The following is an 18,037-nucleotide window of genomic DNA, read 5'->3' on the forward strand; positions in this document are numbered from 1 at the left end:
TTTAGGTTATGAAAGTCCTGCTTATCCCTACAAGTCCTCACTCGTACCTCGCTCCGGGCTTTTCGTTCTATCAGGTTTATTTTATCTGGGCCTTTCTTTCTTAGGTTTAAAAATTAACGATCTAAACCTTATAGGTTTAAAAAACCTGCAAGGTCTTGGTAGATTGCTTCACACTATATATATTTAGGCAAAAAAGTTTACAATTTCTTAATTTTTGGTAATTTAAGTCGATTTTTAAATAATATTATGGGTATAGCGCAGCTCGAAGAACAAATTGAGGCAGGAAATTTACAATTGGTAAAACAAATTTTGGTAGAAAATCCAAAACTGGCTAATGTTGATACTTCACATCATATTTCGCCATTATTATTGGCCTGTTATTATAAAAAGCAGGAAATAGCCGATTTAATCGCAGAATTTGTTGATCATCTAACCCTTTTTGAAGCTTGTGCTGCAGGTAAATTTGATGCTGCTACCTTATTAATTTTTCAAAATCCCGAGCGCATTAACGAATTTTCTGAAGATGGTTTTACACCTCTTGGCCTGGCCTGCTATTTCGGTCACGAAGATTTAACCCGCTTTCTGATTTTAAAAGGTGCTGATGTTAACCTGGCCTCGAAAAATGGCTTTAACGTATTCCCGATCCACTCGGCTGTTGCCGCCAACAATTTTAATATTACAAAAAGCCTACTGGAGGCTGGAGCCTATCCTAATGTTTGCCAAAAAGCAGGATTGGCGCCACTACATACCGCAGCACAATTGGGAAATATAGAAATGATTATTTTACTTTTAGAACACGGTGCTGAAGTATCTTTACGTATGGAAGGTGGAAAATTACCAGCAGATTTAGCCGCAGAAAAAGGTTTTAACGAAATTGCCGAGATTTTAAGAGACGATGATTAGAGTTGAGTCTGAAGTCTTTAGTCCTGAGTCTAGATTTATCAACCCATTATCCATCAACCATTTTACCTATTCCCATATCCTCAACCGCATTCTTTTCATATAGGTTCTGATATCAAGCACTACTGCGGCCAAAAAATAGAATAAAATTGGGAAACCCACTGCTAAAAACGAGGAATAGATAAAAAACAGACGGACTTTTGCCGTACTCATGTTTAACTTGTTAGCTAAATAAGTGGAGACACCAAAACTCTGCTGCTCAAAATAAGTTATAATTCTCTGAAACATTTCAAGCTTATTTAAAAACCCTAATAACGATCATATTAGATCATTTATTGCTAACCGGTTTACGATTCTATTTTCAAACCCTAATTTAGTAAAATAATCGGTTAAATCAGCATTAATACATCCTGAACTTTTTATTTACTGGAGAATGAGTTTTTCAAAATCCTGTTTATCCTCATGTTTGATAAAAAGGATTTGTTGTTCTTCCAAACCGGAAAATTTATTAACCAGTTCGGCTTTAAATTTATGAATATCGGCTTCTTTCTTCAATATAACGGTTAAGGCATCTGCATTACCCCTAACTTCGATAATCTGATCAGGATAAAGTTCTTTTAGCTCGTGTGGAAATTCCATATTGGTTAAAACGGATTATAGGTTAGAAAGTTTGGCATTGAAAAAATTAATCTGATGATGCTTATTTTAGAATTTTAATTCCAATACCACAAGATAGGCATTTTTTCTCATCACAATACTGCTTTTTTAACTGTAAAATCCCCTGAGAGGCAAATGCATGTTCGATTTTAACTCCTGCGCCTGTAAACTTATCAATAATTGCATTTTGCTCTGCCGGCAAACTTTCCAATAACTTTATTGCCCTACTGGTATAAAATTGCGCAGCCGTATATTTCCCATAGGCAAATAAGAACAAAGCAACGGTATTTAACAACATATTATCTACAGAAGTTTTGCCGATCTGTATATTTACACTGGCTGTTTCTTTTTTAAAATGATAATGTGTTTTCCAATAATCGTTAACGGGCAGATCTTCGAACAAAGCCCGTAACCGGGGGATCTCTTTAATTTCCATTACCTTCGAAAAAAGATGATTGGCCTTTACAATTAATGCGGCAAACTGTGCCAAACGGATGGTTGGAAAATTCTGTGGCCGCATCCGCATAAATTTCCAAACCGAAAGTTCAACTGGCTTGATGTGATATTTCTTCTGGAGAAACTCGAATTCGGCTTTTAGCTTTTTAGGATATTCTTCTTCAAATTGACCATTTAAAAATCCTGCCGCACCAAAAACCAGTGCTTCAATTTGATGAGGATTATTTTTATGTTTCGAATAAATATGTTGAGGAACCGCCTTTGCCAGCAGTTCGAAAGGCAGTGCATTAATTTTAAAACCAAAATTACGGGACAGGAAACGGTAAAAAGTTTCATCCCAATTCCCGTTCAGTTCGTTTAAGGTTTCGGTAACAGCTTGTGTTTTCTGTTCGAAACGCTCAATTAAGGTTCTGGATAAAAAAGAATCTACAATTAGCTGATCAACGGTCCCTATCTGAGAAATGCATGGAAAATCAGTAAGGTTAAGAAAAAGCTTTTCGTATTTTTTGATCAGCTCTGCAGAAATGCGTTTTTTTAATTCCAATACCGGCAAAACCGTATTGTCCATCCTTTTAATTTCGACGTCGTGTTCGTAAACCACGTGCAAAATCACGTTTTCGTAAGCCGGATCTTTTTGATGGTTATGCTTTAACCAATCGGATGATTTAAGGTGGATTTCTACATTACCTGCCCAGGTGGTCTCACCTATTTCAATTTTGGAATGAAAAAAATCCGGTCCGGCGTTTTTATTGAGCAATCCCGGATTAATGATTTTCAAACTTTCTCCAGCAACAGTTTGCAGCCCGCTATAATCAAACGACCTGAACTGCCACACATAATGAAGAAAATCTTCCGGAAAATCCATTCCTGAAGATAACAAATATTCTTAATAATTGTAGTTTAAATCTTTCACTTCTGTAGCATAATTATTAAAAACATAGTTTATCAGATACTTATCGCCACTTTTTTCAAATACAAAATACCAGGTTGTATTCTGATTCATATTAAAATGAATGTAATATTTCCCAAATTTTAAAAGTGTATTTTGGCAAGGATAATGTTTTTTATTGTGGATCGTATTTTATACGTTGTAAATTACTTTTGACACCTAATTTAAGGCGCTTTCTTTATATGAAAATATCCCTGATAAAATAAATCATTAATAAGCTGATTAAAATACAGGAGAACAGAAGGATGAAAATTTACAACTACTTCCAAGGTAATTGGTGTATATTTTTATGAGCTAATTTCTCAAATTCTTTCGCTGAGATACTTTGTTCCCATTTTTCTTCGAATGAAATCTGATCACTTTTTTAAATAGGCTACTTCAGTTTCCTGAACAATAAATTGATTTTCTTCCTTTAAGATATTGATCAGGCGCTGTTTTTCTTCTGCCGTTAATCCCTTTACCAGCTCCGTTAACCTTTCAAACGTTATTTTAACGGCCGAATCATCCATAGCTTTAATCTTGATACCTAAAAATAATTATTTTTCATCACAATCTATTCAATAAACACCTATTCTTCGGGTCTTCGTGGTCAAAAACTAAATGAAGCTAAACCAACGCTGCATTAATCAGAATCTGCTCCATTTCTTGTTGCAGTTTCAACGCTTCTTCTCTGGCCTTTTCAGCAAAATCTTCTCCCTGACCGGCATAAATAATTCCTCTTGAAGAGTTGATTAATAACCCACATTGTGAGTTTAAACCATATTTACATACTTCATTCAAATCGCCCCCCTGTGCACCAACGCCGGGCACCAAAAGAAAATGATTTGGCGCTAATTTACGTACATCGCCAAAAGCTGATCCACGGGTTGCACCTACCACGTACATCATCTGCTCGTCGGTTGCCCACCCTTGTGATGTTTTAAGCACTTTTTCGAAAAGTTTATCCTCACCAATTTCCTGCAATTGAAAATCAGCATGTCCACTGTTAGAGGTTAAAGCCAGCAGAATAACCCATTTATCTTTAAAAGTCAGGAAAGGGGTTACCGAATCGCTTCCCATATAAGGTGCCACCGTAACCGAATCGAAACTCATTTCGGATGAGGCTGCATTAAAAAATGTTTCAGCATACATGGCAGAAGTATTGCCAATATCGCCACGTTTGGCATCGGCAATAGAAAAAACATCTTTCGGGATATACTTCCAGGTTTCGATCAAGGTTTCCCATCCTTTTTTACCGTAACACTCATAAAAAGCAGTGTTAGGTTTATAAGCTACACAAAGATCTTTAGTGGCATCAATAATCTGTTTGTTGAATTCCAAAATCGGATTTTCATATTTTAACAGGTGTTTTGGGATTTTATCTAACGAAGAATCCAATCCGACACATAAAAATGAACGTTTTTTTTGTATCTGCTCAAAAAGTTGTTGCTTTGTCATATATGGGCTTATTTGATGCAAATATGAAGATTTTTAAGCTTTTTGAGCGATAAAATAATCCCGAATGAAATTATTTTTATAAACATTTTAAACTTTTGCTTGCAGATTACGTTTCAAATACATACAATTGCAACATAATTTCTCAACCGTTTATCTGAATATCCCAGAAAAATTTATCAAGACTTGTTTTTTGTTATCCTTTTTTAAAAGCAAAATTTGCTTTTTATTCAGCTTGTAAACAATTATGAAACAATTTGAGCATTTTCCACAATGAACTCAATTAATGTTTTATAGCCTTAAGAACTTATACACAATGAAACTGCCGGGCTTATGCTAACACAAATATTTTTTTAGGCCTGTGTAGATTTATAACAGAAAACATCCGTTATAAACAAATGAAAAATTTCTTGAAACATATATATTTAGAATGTTTAGTAAAACAGAATTAAATGATAAGCTCACAACAGAATTACGTGAGCTAGCAAAAAGCTATGGCATTGAAGGTGCCGACTCTCTAAGAAAAATCGACCTTGTTGAAGTACTTTTACACCAACAGGAAATTATAAATGCTGCTAAGGCCGGTGCAGATCCTTATAGCGAAGCAGAACCTATTGCAGCTGCTCCTGCCCCAAAAACAAAAGCGGCCAAAATAACAAAAGTTGCTGCAGCAGCGGCCGCCGCTGCTTCTACTGTGGTTGCCGATAAGCCAGTTGCAGTTGAAAAGGCTGTTACTACTGAAAAACCGGTTAAAAAAAGAGCCAGGTTAAGTAAAGATGAACCGGCTGCCCCTATTGAAAGAAGGAGAGATTCGGTAACTTTATTTGACGAGCCTCAGCATCATCAACAACCAGAAAGACAGCCAGACAGAATTGTTGAAACTGAAGAAAGCGTAAAACCGATTTCAGCTTTGATTGAAGAAAGTGCAGAAGTGCTTCCGGTAGCTCCGAAACAAAAACAAGAGCCAAAAGAAAAACAGGAAAAACCACAACGTGACGAAAACCGCCAGCAGAAACAACCAGGCGGTGGTAACCACCACAAAAACGAAAACAGTTATTCTAACTTAGATTTCGATAACGTAATTACAAACGAGGGTGTTTTAGAAATTATGCCTGATGGTTACGGTTTCTTGCGCTCTGCAGATTACAACTACTTAACTTCTCCTGATGATATTTATGTATCTCAGTCTCAGATAAAACTTTTTGGTTTAAAAACCGGTGATACGGTTAAAGGCAGTATCCGCCCACCAAAAGAAGGTGAAAAATATTTCCCATTGGTTCGTGTAGAAACCATTAACGGCAGAATTCCTGCTGAGGTTCGCGACCGTGTTCCATTTGATTATTTAACACCACTTTTCCCTACCGAAAAATTAAATTTATTTACGGATAACAGTAACTACTCTACCCGTATTATGGATTTATTTACACCAATTGGTAAAGGACAGCGTGGTTTAATTGTAGCGCAACCAAAAACGGGTAAAACCAATTTATTGAAAGAGGTTGCCAACGCCATTGCCAAAAACCATCCAGAAGTTTATTTAATCATCTTGTTGATTGATGAACGCCCGGAAGAGGTTACCGATATGGCACGTAGTGTAAGGGCCGAGGTAATTGCCTCTACTTTTGATGAGCCAGCAGAGCGTCACGTAAAAATTGCCAATATTGTTTTAGAAAAAGCAAAACGTTTGGTAGAAAGCGGACACGATGTGGTAATTCTATTGGATTCGATTACGCGTTTAGCAAGGGCATACAATACAACAGCTCCGGCATCGGGTAAAATATTATCGGGTGGTGTTGATGCAAATGCATTACACAAACCAAAACGTTTCTTTGGTGCTGCACGTAACATTGAAAATGGTGGTTCATTAACCATTTTAGCTACGGCATTAACCGATACAGGTTCTAAAATGGACGAAGTAATTTTCGAAGAATTTAAAGGAACGGGTAACATGGAACTTCAATTAGATCGTAAACTATCTAACAAACGTATTTTCCCAGCTATCGATATTACTGCTTCAAGTACCCGTAGAGATGATTTATTGCTTGATAGGGATATTTTGCAACGTGTATGGATTTTACGTAACCACCTTGCTGATATGAACAGTCAGGAAGCGATGGAATTTGTTCAATCACAAATAAAAGGAACAAAAAGTAACGAAGAGTTCTTAATTTCGATGAACAGCTAGAAAAAGGTAAAATGTAAGATGGTAAATGGATGAGGTATGTATTCCATTTACCATTTCACATCTTCCATCTTACATGATATGAAAAGGCATCTCCCTAATGCGATTACCTGTGCAAACCTTTTTTCTGGTTGTATCGGAATCGTTTTTGCATTTAAAGGCAACTTAGAAACCGCAGCTTATTTTGTTATTTTCTCCGGAATTTTTGATTTTTTTGATGGGATGGTTGCCCGTTTATTAAATGTTAAATCGGCCATAGGGAAAGACCTTGATTCTCTGGCTGATATGGTGAGTTTTGGATTACTGCCTGGGGTAATCATGTTTCACCTTTTAAAAGCAAGCGATTATTCATCAGAATACCTACCCTATTTAGGTTTTATCATCACTATTTTTTCTGCACTTAGATTGGCTAAATTTAATAATGACGAAAGGCAAACGGAAGATTTTATCGGTTTAAATACGCCAATGAATACCCTGTTTATCTGTTCATTGCCTTTTATTGCAGCCGATTATCCTGAGGTAATTGGTTCCAGTATTTTATTAATCGCAATAACGGCCATTACCAGTTTTTTGCTGGTGAGCGAAATAAAAATATTCTCTTTAAAATTCAGTGATTTAAGCTGGGCAAAAAATAAAATCAAATTTATTTTCCTCATTTTATCGGCCATTTTAATTGCCTTTTTGAAATTTGCCGCTATCCCTTTTGTTCTGGTGTTATATATTGCGTTGTCGATATTACATTTTAGGGGGGCAACGGCCAGCAAACATATTTAACTTTCAGTTCGTGAGGATACAAACCGATGAAATAGAATCATCTAAACCTGTGTTCTTTTTCTGCGAAATCTGCGGCATACAAAAAAATATAACAAACCTTCCTAAAGCTGAGAAATAAGTTTTATTTTCTCCACTTCAAGCTGCTGAAAAATGTCAGCGCACAATAATTTTAGCTTTTCCACATCTGATTTTATTTTTTCTCCTGCAGTTTGGTCCCTGGCATTATCTTCAATGGCGCGAACAAGTTCTTTTACATCATTCCGGCCAATGTAACTAAAGGTAGGTTTAATTTTATGTGCACAATTGGCCACTTCATTCCAATTCTGATTAGCCAAAGCGTTTTCCATCTCTGCCAAATAAATCGGGGCGTGTTCTGTAAACGTTTCAAAAAATTCTATTAAAAACGCAGGATCATCGCCTACCATTTCGATCAGATAGGAAAAATCAATTGCTTTACCCTTGTTATTTATCATGCCATCAAATTTTAACCAATTTTTTTAACCTCAAGCCGGTCTTCCATATTTCTGCTGATGCTTAACATCGTTTCCCCCAATACCGGATGCATCACATTTGGAGCAATTTCAGCCAAAGGTTCCATCACAAATTTTCGATTTTGCATGTGCGGATGGGGTATTTGAAGCTTATTGGGAATATTGATGACCTCCTCGTTAAAAAGGATAAGATCGATGTCGATCAACCGTTCTCCCCATTTATCTTTTCGTATCCTGCCCAGTTCGTGTTCAATATCCAGTGCCCGATTTAAAACTTCCAATGCGCTTAACTGCGTTTGCAAAACCACCGCCTGGTTTAAAAAAGCAGGCTGGTCGGTTTTACCCCAGGCAGCCGTTTCGTACAATGATGAAACCAATGTTACCTTGCCGATTTTTTCGTTCAACAGTTCGATGGCCTTCTTTAAATTTCCTTCTCTATCACCTAAATTTCCACCCAGTAACAAATAAGCCGTGCCGTAATCTAAAGCTTTATTAAGCATCATGTATTTTTATATCTTTACAGCACAAAATTAAAACATTTAAATGAGAGAATTCTTTAAGTATTTATTTGCCTCCATGTTGGGCTTTTTCTTATCGATGGTAATTATATTTATCATCTGCTTCGTAATTGTTGTAGGTGCTATATCATCTATTGATAGCGATAAAACAGTTGTGGTATCTAACAATTCGGTACTTTTTTTAAATTTAGACCAGGCCATTACTGAGCGTACCCCAAAAAACCCTTTCGGAAACCTGCCAATTGTTGGTGGTGAAGAAAAAGATGGCATCGGTTTAAACGATTTTATTAAAGCGGTACAAAAGGCCAAAACTGATGATAACATCAAGTGTATCTATTTAAATGTAAGCAGTCCGAATGCGGGTTTTGCTACCCTGCGTGAGGTTAGAAATGCTTTAATCGATTTTAAAAAATCGCATAAAAAAATTATCGCTTATAGCGAAGTTTACACCCAGGGTGCATATTATTTAGCTTCGGTAGCTGATAAAGTATATTTAAATCCAGAAGGTGCCTTAGAATTTAAAGGTTTCAGTTCCGAATTAACCTTCTTTAAAGGAACTTTAGAAAAAGTTGGTGTAGAAATGCAGGTCATTCGGGTTGGAAACTACAAAAGCGCCGTTGAGCCATTTATTTTAGATAAAATGAGCGATTATAACCGCAAACAGGTTACTGCATACGTTGGCGGCCTTTATAGCACATTTTTAAGCGATATTGCCTTAAGCAGAAATATCCAGAAAGATAGTCTCAACAACATTGCTGATAATTACAGTGTGCAACAACCACAGGATGCCTTAAATTTTAAAATGATTGATGCCCTGAAATATAAAGATCAGATTTTAGAAGAATTAAAAGGGTTATCAGGCAGAACCAGGGGCGAAAATATCCGTTCGGTTAGCATTAATGATTATGCCAAAAATAATACTGATACCGGCGAAGGAAAAGATAAAGTAGCAATTATTTATGCCAATGGCGAAATTAGTGGTGGTGAAGGCTCTGATAATCAGATTGGTTCTGAACGTATTTCAAGAGCAATCAGAAAAGCCCGTTTAGACGACGATATTAAAGCAGTTGTTTTACGTGTAAACTCACCAGGTGGCAGTGCTTTGGCTTCGGATGTGATCTGGAGGGAAATTGTATTAACTAAAAAAGAAAAACCAGTTATTGCATCCTTTGGTGATGTAGCTGCATCAGGCGGTTACTACATTGGCTGTGCTGCTGATAGTATTTTTGTTCAACCCAATACCATTACAGGTTCTATTGGTGTATTTGGCATTATCCCTAACTTTCAAAATTTAATGACCAACAAACTGGGTATTACATTTGATGGCGTTAAAACGGGTAAATATGCCGATATTATGGCTACCAACCGCCCAATGACATCAGGTGAGAGATTTATCATTCAGAACGAATTAAACAGAATCTACAGTGGTTTTGTAAGTAGAGTTGCTGATGGCAGAAAGAAAAGTAAGGCATATATCGACAGTATTGGAGGGGGCCACGTGTGGATCGGTACAGATGCGGTTCAGATTGGTTTAGCCGACAGGATCGGAAGTTTTAACGATGCCATTAAAGCAGCCGCTAAAAAAGCAAAACTAAAGAAATATAAAGTGGTAGAATACCCGGATGTAATTGATCCATGGAAATCGTTAATGGATGAAGGTACAGACAAAATTAAAACCTATTATACTAAACAGGAACTTGGCGACAATTACATGCTTTACCAGCAAATGAAAAAGGTAATTGCGAGTTCTGGTATCCAAGCAAGAATGCCGTTTGAAGCAGTGATTAAATAATGTAAGATGGAAAATGGGTGATGGAAAATGGAAATATCAACATCCATTTTCCATCTTACCTCTTCCATCATTCAATTAACTTCCACTCCGGATGCAGCGTCAAATAAGTGGCATTAACCGGAATATTTACCTGATGAACGGTTAAGGAAATACTTTTCCCTTTTAAAAATTCGAAGCCAATTCCATCTTTTTTGGCATCGTAAACGGTAACAGTATCTTTATTTTCATTTAAATAAGCCGAAAGTTTTTCGATCTCAGGAAATTTCAGTCTGGTAGCTTCCAATGTATTTCCTGTAGCCAAACCATCCTTTGTTTTAAACTTATTCGAAGTAACCCTGATTTGTTTTACATCTTTAATCCGCATACTGGTATCGCGATAAGAAGAATAAACCGCAATTTCGTTACGGTGTTTAGCAGTTGAATCGTTGCTGTACCAAATTCCCCAGGCTTTACCCATTGCAGCATCACCGGCATCTGCCTTGCCTAATTTTTTGCCTACCTGTTCCATATCTTCTCCAAGTGAAATTTCGCCAACGGAATGACCTGCAACAACCAAAAACCGTTCATCTGCAACCTGTGCAGGGGTAGATACCTGGGTAACTGAATCAGTTGTATGCTCATCAGTTTTATTGGAAGATTGACAGGCCGCCAAACTTATGCCTAATCCTAAAAGGACAAATTTTGTAGATTTCATGAGTGTAAAACAACATTTTAATAAAATTGTGTTTATAAATTGATCAGCGCCCTGAAGATTTGAGGCTTTATTTCCTAATTTTACCCCTTATGGAAAATAAGACCATCGCCCGCACTTTACGCCTTTTATCGCAGCTTATGGAGCTGCATGAAGAAAATCCTTTTAAAATAAAATCCGTTGCAAACGCCTATTTTAAAGTAGATAAATTGCCTTTTGCATTAAAAGATAAACCTTTAGATGAGTTAGATAAAATCGAAGGCATTGGTAAAGGTCTGGCTTCCAAAATTGTAGAACTCCTGCAAACAGGAGAATTAAAAGAACTTAACGAAATTCTGGAGAGAACACCCGAAGGTGTGGTAGAAATGCTGGCCATAAAAGGCATCGGACCGAAAAAGATTTTTATCATCTGGCGGAGCCTCGGAATAGAAAGCATTGGTGAATTGTATTATGCCTGTAACGAAAACCGCTTAATCGAGGCAAAAGGTTTTGGTTTAAAAACGCAGGAAGAAATTAAAAATGCCATCGAATTTAAGCTGGCCGCAAATGGCAGGTTTTTATATGCACAAATAGAAGGTTTTGCCAAAACCTTGTTTACGCAACTTTCGGCATGGACGGCAAATTTTGATGGCAATGCAATTTTAGGTTTCGCTGGTCAATACCGCCGTGCATGTGAGATTATCGATGAATTGGAAATTGTGATTGGCACCGAAAATATTGATGCGCTTAAACAAAATTTACCAACTTTCGAACAACTTTCGCTCATCGGGGCTGAAAATTTTTTCATCTGTACTACGGAAGCAGGTTTCAGAATAAAAATCCATGCCATTGAAAAAGCTGATTTTCACTTACAGTGGTTTAAACTCACCGGAAATACCGAACATGTAGAAAAAGTGCTGATATTAGCTGGCGAAGGCGTTTTCACCAGTGAGGAAGATATTTACAACAAGGCAGGATTGGCTTTTATCGCACCTGAACTTCGTGAGGATTTCGATGAAATTGAATTGGCAAAAGCCAACAAACTGCCAACCTTAATCCAATATGAAGATTTAAAAGGCAGTTTGCACAACCACTCTACCTGGAGCGATGGGGTGCATACTTTAGAGCAGATGGCCGTTTATTGTAAAGAAAACCTAAACCTTCAGTACTTAGGGATATGCGACCACTCTAAAACCGCTGTTTATGCAAAAGGATTAAATGAGCAGCGTGTCTTCGGTCAACACCAGGAAATTGATGAACTGAATAAAAAACTGGCTCCTTTTAAAATCTTTAAAGGTATTGAAAGTGATATTTTAAGCGATGGCTCATTGGATTATTCGGATGATATCTTAAAAACATTTGATTTTGTGGTGGCTTCTGTACACAGCAATTTACGCATGGACGAAGTCAAAGCCACCGCACGTTTATTAAAAGCGATCGAAAACCCGTATACAACCATATTGGGACATCCTACAGGTCGTTTATTGTTAAGCAGGGCCGGATATCCGATAGATTATAAAAAAATCATCGATGCCTGTGCGGCAAACAAAGTCGTAATCGAAATTAATGCCAACCCTTTACGTTTGGATTTGGATTGGCGCTGGCACCGTTACGCTTTAGAAAAAGGCGTATTGCTTTCTGTAAATCCTGATGCACACAGAACAGAAGGTTTCCATGATATGCATTACGGCATTTTAGTGGCCCGCAAAGGTGGTTTAAGTGCCGATAAATGTTTAAATGCTTTCTCTTTGGAAGAGATTACGGAATATTTTGAAAGTAAGAGGGCAATAGGTTAATTACTAATCTAAAAATAACAGCATGCAGCAGTTTGGCGTAATCAATAACAGAAGAATTCTTTATACAAACGTAAGAAGAGATTCTGAGTGGTTTAAAAAATTGCCTATAGGTAATTGGGTTGCTTTTACTATTTCGGATGATGAAGACATAGACTTTGTAGAATTAGTTATTGAAAAATCTCTTGAAAATCAAGTAGCTTATATTTGTAGTACGGGCCAACTTTCGGATACTGTTGAATTATCATTTGATCTAAAAATAGTAGAAAACGCTATTGAACAAGAAAACATAACCCAGATACCATTCGACTATGACCAAGCTCCGATTACAGCGGCGAATAAAAATTTCAGTGAGGAGTTTTGGTTCGCTGCATTTGCTGCACAAAATGAGGAAAATGATATAAACACAGTTATTTGTATAGATTTCACCAAAAAAGGAGTAAAAAACAACATTCAAAGTTTAATCGAAAAAATTAACAATGATTGGCTGCCTTCTGAAGAGGAAATAGAGCCTCCATACTATGACGAATAATCAATGGAAAAATTTAAACTAATTTAATCCGTGTAATCCACTAATCTGTGTAATCATCCTATAAGAAATCTTTTAATATCTTTGCCCCATGATAAGTGAAATTGCCAACCGCATATTTAATCAGGTTATTACAGACTACCATGAGTTTGATGATATTGACCATCCGGTTGAAAACCCATATGATGCTGAAAGTTTAGAGCATCTTTTTTATGTTAAAAACTGGATTGATACTGCTCAATGGCACATGGAGGATGTAGTGCGTAACCCACAGATTGATCCTGTTGAAGGTTTGAGCTGGAAAAGACGCATTGATGCACAAAACCAGGTACGTACCGATATGGTAGAGTTTATTGATGGTCATTTCTTAAACCTTTATTTGGGAATTTCGCCTCTGCCGGATGCAAAAGTCAATACCGAAAGTCCGGCATGGGCTATCGACAGGCTTTCTATCCTTGCATTAAAAATTTACCACATGCAGGAAGAAGCTGAACGCGAAAGTGCATCAGCTGAGCACCGCGCACAATGCCAGACGAAATTAAATGTACTTTTATCACAGCGTAATGATTTATCAACCAGTATTGATGAATTATTGGCAGATATTGAGGCGGGCAAAAAATACATGAAGGTGTACAAACAAATGAAAATGTACAACGACCCGAGTTTAAACCCCGTATTGTATAATAAAGCATAACAGTTCAAATCGTCATTATAAGGCACGCAGCAATCCTACTACTTTCGCTATTTACACCTATAGCTTTAAGATTGCTTCGTGCCTCGCAATGACGAACTACTTGAAAATTCATGTCATCAACCCAAAAAATCATCGTTTTACGCTTTTCGGCCATGGGCGATGTAGCCATGGTAGCATCCGTTTTACGTGAGTTTTCTGATCAAAATCCATTAACAGAACTGATTATGGTGAGCCGGCCAGCCTTCAAACCATTTTTCGATCATATCCCCAATCTCATCTTCCACCCTATCCAGCCTAAAAGTACCCACAAAGGGATAGATGGACTATATAAACTTTATCAGGAACTCCGCAGTTACAAACCAGATGTGATAGCCGATTTACATGATAATCTGAGAAGCAGGGCTATTTCTACCTTCTTTCGGTTAGCAGGTATAAAAATCAAGAGGATTGATAAAGGCAGGGCAGAGAAAAAAGCTTTAACACGCACCAACAATAAAGTTTTCAAACCGATTAGAAAAACCGTTGAACGTTATGCGGATGTTTTCCGTAATTTAGGTTTTGAGCTTAAACTCAGTCATAAAATAAATAAATCGCCTCAGGCTATCCCCGGGCAGGCACAAAATTTATTTATCAATAAAACCACAAAAAAGATAGGTATCTCCCCTTTTGCACAACATGTTTACAAAGTGTATTCCTTAGAAAAAATGGAAGAAGTAATTGCCTCACTAAGTAATTTAGGCTACGAAATTTTCATCTTTGGAGGTGGTAAAACCGAACAAACGATTGCTGAGCAATGGGGTAAAAAATATGTAAACACCCAAAATTTAATCGGTAATTTTAACCTGACGGAAGAGTTAGCCATCATCTCCAACCTCGATTTAATGTTGAGTATGGATTCTTCAGGCATGCACATGGCTTCTTTGATGGGAATCCCCGTTGTTTCAGTATGGGGCCCAACACATCCATATGCCGGCTTTTTAGGTTACGGGCAACTGGAAAGCGATTGCATACAGATTGACCATCCTTCGAGACCAAATTCTATTTACGGAAACAAACCCTGCCTTTGTGGTGTTGAAAGTTGTATAGACTTAATTAAACCTGAAACAATTGTAAATAAAATTAAAGGGAAACTACATGGCTAAACAATTACTTTTAATCCGTCACGGGAAATCAGATTGGGGAAATTTAGATTTAAAAGATTTCGACCGCCCGCTAAACAAACGCGGAAAGGAAAATGCACCGGAAATGGCTGAAAGACTCATTAACCGTGGCTTTAAAATTGATCAGATCGTAAGTAGCCCTGCAAAAAGGGCAAAATCTACCGCAAAATATTTTGCCGAAGCTTACAATATCGGTCAGATTCGGTTTGAAGAATCAATTTATGAAGCCAATACCTCTACTTTACTTAAAGTTGTTAATGGTTTAAATGATTCGGCCGATAAAGTGGTAATGTTTGGCCACAACCCCGGTTTTACCGATTTTGCGAACGAATTATGCGATGCTGGCATTTACAATATCCCAACAGCAGGCATGGTGTTAATTTCCTTCCCTTTTGATTCGTGGCAAATGGTAAGCAAAGGCACCGGCGAACTGGTCTTTTTTGATTATCCGAAGAATAGTGACGAGATTTAACTAAAGTTGGCCACGGATGCACAGGTTAACACGGAAACTGGCACTGGAAAGGTTTCCCCGATAAGCACAAACTGCTGTTAAATAAACCCGATGGGACGAATGCCGATGCTTTACCGATAAATCGGCGCTAACCAGCTTCGGCAGAAGGTACAGCGGGACTAGAAAATCCAGGAACTACTGACAAACATTTCCAAAAAACAGTACTCATTTCACCTTTAACATAAAAAACCGCTAATCAAATATTTTTACTAACTTTGAATATATAAAAACGAAAATCTGGCAATAGACATTTCGGTGAATTCATAACCTAAACTCCTCTGGTTATTTCATAATTCGTATCGCCAGATAATTTTTTCCATTAATTTATCTGAACATGAATTTTGATTATAATACTACGCGTAGCCATTTAATTTTATCTGAATATGGCCGTAACGTACAAAACATGGTGAAGTATATCTGCGAATTACCAACCATAGAAGAACGTAATAAATATGCCCAGGCGGTAATCGACCTGATGGGATTTTTGCAACCACATTTGCGTGATGTTGCCGATTTTAAGCATAAGCTTTGGGATCACCTGCACATTATCTCGGGTTACCAGATCGATGTGGATAGTCCATATCCTAAGCCTTTAATTGAGAATGCTTATATCAAACCTGAGCCGCTGGCCTACCCTCAACAACGCATTACCTATAAACATTATGGTAAAACTGTTGAGAACCTGATTGAAAAGGCCATGCGTGAAGAAGACACTGAAATTAAAAAAGCAATGGTGCAAAGCATTGCAAATTTCATGAAAATGGCCTATGTAACCTGGAATAAGGATAATGTGAGTGACGATACCATTATTAAGGATTTAAAATACCTTTCTGGCGGATTATTATCGCTTGATGAAGGTGTTAACCTGGCAAAGGTTGAATTCAGGGCTCCAAATCCGCGGCAAAACAATAATAACAATAACAACCGCGGCAGAAGCAATAACAATAACAACAACGGTAAAAACCGTCAGAATAATAATAACAACAACAATCGCAGGCCAAACAACAACAATAAACCTAAATATTAAAGGTTAAGGGTAAAAGGCATAAGGTGGGAGGTTAAAACACCGTTATCCAGGCTAATGCTTGATACCCGATACTAAATTAAAAAATATATGAACGCATTTGAAATAACAGGCGGAATTAAATTAAAAGGCGAGATTACCCCACAAGGTGCCAAAAATGAGGCTTTACAGATTTTATCAGCAGTATTGCTTACCAAAGAAAAAGTAACCATCAGCAATATCCCCGATATTAAAGATGTAAACAAACTAATCGAATTATTGAGCGATTTAGGGGTTACTGTTGAGCGCATCAACAAAGACACTTATACCTTCGAAGCCAAAAATATCGATTTAAACTTTTTCGAGTCTGATACTTTTAAAGCTAAAGGTGGCGGCTTACGTGGTTCGATTATGATTGTTGGTCCATTGTTGGCACGTTTTGGTAAAGCAGCAATTCCTAAACCGGGAGGTGATAAAATCGGCCGCAGAAGATTGGATACTCACTTTATCGGCTTCGAGAAATTAGGTGCAAAATTTGTTTATGACAGCAAAAAAGCTTTCTTTAATGTAGATGCAACCAATTTACAAGGCGCTTACATTTTGTTAGATGAAGCTTCGGTAACGGGAACAGCAAACATTGTAATGGCAGCTGTTTTGGCTAAAGGTACCACCACCATTTATAACGCAGCCTGCGAACCATATTTACAACAGCTTTGTAAAATGCTTAACCGTATGGGTGCAAAAATATCGGGCATTGGTTCTAATTTATTAACCATCGAAGGCGTTAGCGTTTTAGGCGGAACCGAGCACAGAATGTTGCCGGATATGATTGAAATTGGTTCTTTCATTGGTATGGCTGCAATGACGGAATCTGAAATTACCATCAAAAATGTTTGTTATGATGAGCTTGGTGTAATTCCGGAAGTTTTCAGAAAACTTGGAATTAAACTAGAGCGCCGTGGTGATGACATTTACGTTCCATCACAAAAACACTATGAAATTGATACTTTTATTGATGGATCAATTTTAACCATTGCCGATTCTCCATGGCCAGGTTTTACCCCTGATTTATTGAGTATCGTACTGGTTGTGGCTACACAAGCGAAAGGAAACGTTTTAATTCACCAAAAAATGTTCGAAAGCCGCTTATTTTTCGTGGATAAATTAATTGATATGGGTGCTCAGATTATCCTTTGCGATCCGCACCGTGCAACGGTTAATGGAATTGATAAAAAATATAAATTACGTGGCATCAGCATGACTTCTCCTGATATCCGCGCTGGAGTTTCATTATTAATCGCCGCATTATCTGCAGAAGGTAAATCGACCATTTACAACATCGAACAGATTGAGCGCGGCTACCAGGACATTGATACCCGTTTACGTGCATTAGGTGCGCAGATTAAGCGTGTAAATGCCGATGCACCGAGCCATTAAGCTTAAAGCAGAAAGACTAAGGCTTAAATCTAAATAGCATATAGCAAAAATGCCCAGGTAAAATTTTACTTGGGCATTTTTTATGAT

Annotated in this window: 20 protein-coding genes; 12 read left to right on the plus strand and 8 right to left on the minus strand. The window is 37.4% G+C overall.

The annotated features are described in order from the left end of the window. Together R2R28_RS21545 and R2R28_RS21550 are read left to right on the plus strand one after the other, a co-directional pair. Positions 1 to 187 (plus strand): hypothetical protein (locus tag R2R28_RS21545; protein ID WP_316827724.1); only part of this gene is annotated, 187 nt, incomplete at its 5' end. Positions 188 to 246: 59 nt separating this feature from the next. Next, the gene (locus tag R2R28_RS21550; RefSeq protein WP_316827725.1) at positions 247 to 903 is read left to right on the plus strand and encodes an ankyrin repeat domain-containing protein; all 657 of its coding nucleotides are present in this window, start codon (positions 247 to 249) and stop codon (positions 901 to 903) included. A 66-nt stretch (positions 904 to 969) separates the two neighbouring features. On the opposite strand, the gene R2R28_RS21555 is transcribed toward R2R28_RS21550, so the two are convergent. The 5 genes from R2R28_RS21555 to pyrF form a co-directional block, all read right to left on the minus strand. Further along, complete coding sequence (locus tag R2R28_RS21555) at positions 970 to 1,188, minus strand: PspC domain-containing protein (protein WP_029277136.1); 219 nt, start codon at positions 1,186 to 1,188, stop codon at positions 970 to 972. 135 nt (positions 1,189 to 1,323) lie between these two features. Next, entirely contained in the window at positions 1,324 to 1,539 is a 216-nt protein-coding gene (locus tag R2R28_RS21560) for a hypothetical protein (RefSeq protein WP_316827726.1), read from the minus strand. Between the two features lie 61 nt (positions 1,540 to 1,600). After that, positions 1,601 to 2,878, minus strand: a complete 1,278-nt coding sequence (locus tag R2R28_RS21565) for a DUF2851 family protein (RefSeq protein ID WP_316827727.1) — start codon at positions 2,876 to 2,878, stop codon at positions 1,601 to 1,603. Positions 2,879 to 3,318: 440 nt separating this feature from the next. Continuing rightward, on the minus strand, positions 3,319 to 3,471 hold the full coding sequence (locus R2R28_RS21570; protein WP_316827728.1) for a hypothetical protein: 153 nt from the start codon (positions 3,469 to 3,471) through the stop codon (positions 3,319 to 3,321). Between the two features lie 97 nt (positions 3,472 to 3,568). Next, complete coding sequence (gene pyrF / locus R2R28_RS21575) at positions 3,569 to 4,399, minus strand: orotidine-5'-phosphate decarboxylase (RefSeq protein ID WP_316827729.1); 831 nt, start codon at positions 4,397 to 4,399, stop codon at positions 3,569 to 3,571. 427 nt (positions 4,400 to 4,826) lie between these two features. On the opposite strand from pyrF, the gene rho reads away from it, so the two are divergent. After that, positions 4,827 to 6,581, plus strand: coding sequence for a transcription termination factor Rho (gene rho / locus R2R28_RS21580; RefSeq protein WP_316827730.1), 1,755 nt, complete (start codon positions 4,827 to 4,829; stop codon positions 6,579 to 6,581). Between the two features lie 78 nt (positions 6,582 to 6,659). Beyond that, on the plus strand, positions 6,660 to 7,352 hold the full coding sequence (pssA, locus tag R2R28_RS21585) for a CDP-diacylglycerol--serine O-phosphatidyltransferase (RefSeq protein ID WP_316827731.1): 693 nt from the start codon (positions 6,660 to 6,662) through the stop codon (positions 7,350 to 7,352). A 101-nt stretch (positions 7,353 to 7,453) separates the two neighbouring features. On the opposite strand, the gene R2R28_RS21590 is transcribed toward pssA, so the two are convergent. Beyond that, positions 7,454 to 7,825, minus strand: a complete 372-nt coding sequence (locus R2R28_RS21590; RefSeq protein ID WP_316827732.1) for an Hpt domain-containing protein — start codon at positions 7,823 to 7,825, stop codon at positions 7,454 to 7,456. An 11-nt stretch (positions 7,826 to 7,836) separates the two neighbouring features. Beyond that, on the minus strand, positions 7,837 to 8,346 hold the full coding sequence (folK, locus tag R2R28_RS21595) for a 2-amino-4-hydroxy-6-hydroxymethyldihydropteridine diphosphokinase (RefSeq protein ID WP_316827733.1): 510 nt from the start codon (positions 8,344 to 8,346) through the stop codon (positions 7,837 to 7,839). 40 nt (positions 8,347 to 8,386) lie between these two features. Here folK and sppA point away from each other — a divergent pair, with 40 nt between their 5' ends. Beyond that, positions 8,387 to 10,153, plus strand: coding sequence for a signal peptide peptidase SppA (gene sppA, locus R2R28_RS21600; protein ID WP_316827734.1), 1,767 nt, complete (start codon positions 8,387 to 8,389; stop codon positions 10,151 to 10,153). A gap of 67 nt (positions 10,154 to 10,220) precedes the next feature. Here the strand turns inward: sppA and R2R28_RS21605 are convergent, their stop codons facing one another. Further along, positions 10,221 to 10,847 carry a hypothetical protein gene (locus R2R28_RS21605; RefSeq protein ID WP_316827735.1) on the minus strand — a complete coding sequence of 209 codons (627 nt, stop codon included), beginning with the start codon at positions 10,845 to 10,847 and terminating at the stop codon, positions 10,221 to 10,223. 89 nt (positions 10,848 to 10,936) lie between these two features. Between R2R28_RS21605 and R2R28_RS21610 the strand changes: the two genes are divergently transcribed. The 7 genes from R2R28_RS21610 (at position 10,937) to murA (ending at position 17,950) form a co-directional block, all read left to right on the plus strand. Next, positions 10,937 to 12,619: a helix-hairpin-helix domain-containing protein gene (locus tag R2R28_RS21610; protein ID WP_316827736.1), complete on the plus strand. Its 1,683-nt coding sequence runs from the start codon at positions 10,937 to 10,939 to the stop codon at positions 12,617 to 12,619. A 22-nt stretch (positions 12,620 to 12,641) separates the two neighbouring features. Further along, positions 12,642 to 13,148, plus strand: a complete 507-nt coding sequence (locus R2R28_RS21615; protein ID WP_316827737.1) for a hypothetical protein — start codon at positions 12,642 to 12,644, stop codon at positions 13,146 to 13,148. 88 nt (positions 13,149 to 13,236) lie between these two features. Then, positions 13,237 to 13,839 (plus strand): DUF4254 domain-containing protein, encoded by a 603-nt coding sequence (locus R2R28_RS21620; protein WP_316827738.1) that lies wholly within the window; start codon positions 13,237 to 13,239, stop codon positions 13,837 to 13,839. 110 nt (positions 13,840 to 13,949) lie between these two features. After that, positions 13,950 to 14,981: a glycosyltransferase family 9 protein gene (locus R2R28_RS21625; protein WP_316827739.1), complete on the plus strand. Its 1,032-nt coding sequence runs from the start codon at positions 13,950 to 13,952 to the stop codon at positions 14,979 to 14,981. Further along, on the plus strand, positions 14,974 to 15,471 hold the full coding sequence (locus tag R2R28_RS21630) for a histidine phosphatase family protein (RefSeq protein ID WP_316827740.1): 498 nt from the start codon (positions 14,974 to 14,976) through the stop codon (positions 15,469 to 15,471). Before R2R28_RS21625 ends, R2R28_RS21630 begins: the two co-directional genes overlap by 8 nt. Positions 15,472 to 15,844: 373 nt before the next feature. Beyond that, the gene (locus R2R28_RS21635) at positions 15,845 to 16,537 is read left to right on the plus strand and encodes a DUF4290 domain-containing protein (RefSeq protein WP_316827741.1); all 693 of its coding nucleotides are present in this window, start codon (positions 15,845 to 15,847) and stop codon (positions 16,535 to 16,537) included. An 87-nt stretch (positions 16,538 to 16,624) separates the two neighbouring features. After that, the gene (gene murA, locus R2R28_RS21640) at positions 16,625 to 17,950 is read left to right on the plus strand and encodes a UDP-N-acetylglucosamine 1-carboxyvinyltransferase (protein ID WP_316827742.1); all 1,326 of its coding nucleotides are present in this window, start codon (positions 16,625 to 16,627) and stop codon (positions 17,948 to 17,950) included. Positions 17,951 to 18,037 lie beyond the last annotated feature (87 nt).

Origin of the sequence: Pedobacter miscanthi (assembly GCF_032678605.1) — a bacterium.
GTDB classification, from domain to species: domain Bacteria; phylum Bacteroidota; class Bacteroidia; order Sphingobacteriales; family Sphingobacteriaceae; genus Pedobacter; species Pedobacter miscanthi_A.

Coding starts and splice junctions, on each gene's coding strand:
- R2R28_RS21550 (WP_316827725.1), top strand. CDS start 247: ATGGGTATAGCGCAGCTCGAAGAACAAATTGAGGCAGGAAATTTACAA.
- R2R28_RS21555 (WP_029277136.1), bottom strand. CDS start 1,188: ATGTTTCAGAGAATTATAACTTATTTTGAGCAGCAGAGTTTTGGTGTC.
- R2R28_RS21560 (WP_316827726.1), bottom strand. CDS start 1,539: ATGGAATTTCCACACGAGCTAAAAGAACTTTATCCTGATCAGATTATC.
- R2R28_RS21565 (WP_316827727.1), bottom strand. CDS start 2,878: ATGGATTTTCCGGAAGATTTTCTTCATTATGTGTGGCAGTTCAGGTCG.
- R2R28_RS21570 (WP_316827728.1), bottom strand. CDS start 3,471: ATGGATGATTCGGCCGTTAAAATAACGTTTGAAAGGTTAACGGAGCTG.
- pyrF (WP_316827729.1), bottom strand. CDS start 4,399: ATGACAAAGCAACAACTTTTTGAGCAGATACAAAAAAAACGTTCATTT.
- rho (WP_316827730.1), top strand. CDS start 4,827: ATGTTTAGTAAAACAGAATTAAATGATAAGCTCACAACAGAATTACGT.
- pssA (WP_316827731.1), top strand. CDS start 6,660: ATGAAAAGGCATCTCCCTAATGCGATTACCTGTGCAAACCTTTTTTCT.
- R2R28_RS21590 (WP_316827732.1), bottom strand. CDS start 7,825: ATGATAAATAACAAGGGTAAAGCAATTGATTTTTCCTATCTGATCGAA.
- folK (WP_316827733.1), bottom strand. CDS start 8,346: ATGATGCTTAATAAAGCTTTAGATTACGGCACGGCTTATTTGTTACTG.
- sppA (WP_316827734.1), top strand. CDS start 8,387: ATGAGAGAATTCTTTAAGTATTTATTTGCCTCCATGTTGGGCTTTTTC.
- R2R28_RS21605 (WP_316827735.1), bottom strand. CDS start 10,847: ATGAAATCTACAAAATTTGTCCTTTTAGGATTAGGCATAAGTTTGGCG.
- R2R28_RS21610 (WP_316827736.1), top strand. CDS start 10,937: ATGGAAAATAAGACCATCGCCCGCACTTTACGCCTTTTATCGCAGCTT.
- R2R28_RS21615 (WP_316827737.1), top strand. CDS start 12,642: ATGCAGCAGTTTGGCGTAATCAATAACAGAAGAATTCTTTATACAAAC.
- R2R28_RS21620 (WP_316827738.1), top strand. CDS start 13,237: ATGATAAGTGAAATTGCCAACCGCATATTTAATCAGGTTATTACAGAC.
- R2R28_RS21625 (WP_316827739.1), top strand. CDS start 13,950: ATGTCATCAACCCAAAAAATCATCGTTTTACGCTTTTCGGCCATGGGC.
- R2R28_RS21630 (WP_316827740.1), top strand. CDS start 14,974: ATGGCTAAACAATTACTTTTAATCCGTCACGGGAAATCAGATTGGGGA.
- R2R28_RS21635 (WP_316827741.1), top strand. CDS start 15,845: ATGAATTTTGATTATAATACTACGCGTAGCCATTTAATTTTATCTGAA.
- murA (WP_316827742.1), top strand. CDS start 16,625: ATGAACGCATTTGAAATAACAGGCGGAATTAAATTAAAAGGCGAGATT.